Origin of the sequence: Cupriavidus basilensis (assembly GCF_029335485.1) — a bacterium.
Classification (GTDB): domain Bacteria; phylum Pseudomonadota; class Gammaproteobacteria; order Burkholderiales; family Burkholderiaceae; genus Cupriavidus; species Cupriavidus basilensis_E.
In genome coordinates, this window is the sequence record NZ_JARJLM010000390.1 from 1 (window position 1) to 1,534 (window position 1,534).

The following is a 1,534-nucleotide window of genomic DNA, read 5'->3' on the forward strand; positions in this document are numbered from 1 at the left end:
GAGCCCGACACCACTCCGCCTTTAAGGAGCACCGGGCAACATGCAACAAGACCAAAAGGCCACCGACAAGCCAGACGACAAATCTACTACTCCCGCCGCGTGCCGGCAATCAACCCTGTGGACAGCATGCGACACAGCAAGAAATGTGCATTTCTTTACTATGATTGAGACGTGGCAGAGTTTCAATTCGAAGCCGTCGACAGCGGGAGGTATGCCATGCGTTTGCTTGCAAACATGTTCAGTCCACCAACCCCCGAGAAAATCGCAGAGAGGGAATTGCAGCAGATGCGGCTCACGCTGTTCCAGGCCGAGCGCCGCCTGCTTGAAGCACAGATGCAGGTCGACTATTACCGCGATCTGGTAGCGTTCCTCGAAGACGTGTCCGCCACTGGCGTCGAGCAAGTGGTGGACAAGCGGCGGGCCCCGGCCAGCGCGGAACCCGCGCAGGCGCCGCGCTCGTCGCCGGGACTTATCACAGTACCCGTCGTACCTTCCGCAGCCTGAACCGTATCGACCTTGCCGGCACGCCGGCAGGGCACGCGTGCGCCTGCGTCCCGGACAGGGACGCTGCTGCGGCATTGCCGCGCGCCCGGCGGCATGCGCTCGCGCACTGCCTTGCCTGGTCGCGCCCTGCCCTTGGCAAGCGTCCCGCATGGGCGCGCGTGGCGGCGTCGCGCTGGTGCTGTGCGATACTGGCCGTCTTGCGTGGCAACGCCGCGCCCCCTATCTCTCGAACCCATACCCGACCACCGTCCCGCACCGGCCGCGCCGCCATCCGGAACATCGCATCCGCCGCGCGCTGGCGCCCGGACTCGCGATGCCGCCTGCCCGGCCAGGGGCCCAACAGGAAACCGACATGAAAGAACTGCTGCCCGCCATCGAAATCGAAAGCGCGCCATCGCCGACGTGGTCGGTCATCTGGATGCACGGGCTGGGCGCGGATGGCAGCGATTTCGTACCCGTGGTGCCGGAACTCGGCCTGGCGCCTTCGCCAGGCGTGCGCTTCGTGTTTCCCCATGCGCCAGCCATTCCCGTCACCTGCAACGGTGGCTACGTGATGCCGGCATGGTATGACATCCAATCGCTGGACGACGCCCGCCGACACGCCGACGAAGCCGGCATCCGCGTCTCGCGCGATGCGGTCCGGGCACTGATCACCCGCGAGAACCAGCGCGGCGTGCCCAGCCATCGCGTGGTGCTGGCCGGCTTCTCGCAGGGCGGCGCCATAGCCTATACCACTGGCCTCACGCATCCGGAACCCCTGGGCGGCATCGTCGCCCTCTCCACCTATATCCCCGCGCCAGACTTGCTGGCCGCCGAGCTCAGCGAAGCCAACCGCGCCACGCCGATCTTCGCCGCGCACGGAAGCGAGGACGACGTGGTACCCGTACAGTTGGGCATGCTGGCCCGCGACACCCTGCTGCAGCACGGCTGCAAGGTCGATTGGCATACCTATCGCATGCCGCATTCGGTCTGCATGGAAGAGATCGCGGCAATCGGCGCATGGCTGAAAGCGCGCTTCGCGGCGGCAGTA

2 protein-coding genes are annotated in these 1,534 nt (G+C 66.0%); both read left to right on the forward strand.

What is annotated here, in order from left to right; genetic code table 11:
- The first annotated feature begins 216 nt into the window (after positions 1-216).
- Positions 217-504 (forward strand): hypothetical protein, encoded by a 288-nt coding sequence (locus P3W85_RS23225; RefSeq protein WP_035811853.1) that lies wholly within the window; start codon positions 217-219, stop codon positions 502-504.
- A gap of 352 nt (positions 505-856) precedes the next feature.
- Positions 857-1,534 (forward strand): alpha/beta hydrolase (locus P3W85_RS23230; RefSeq protein WP_276266506.1); only part of this gene is annotated, 678 nt, incomplete at its 3' end.

Coding starts and splice junctions, on each gene's coding strand:
- P3W85_RS23225 (WP_035811853.1), top strand. CDS start 217: ATGCGTTTGCTTGCAAACATGTTCAGTCCACCAACCCCCGAGAAAATC.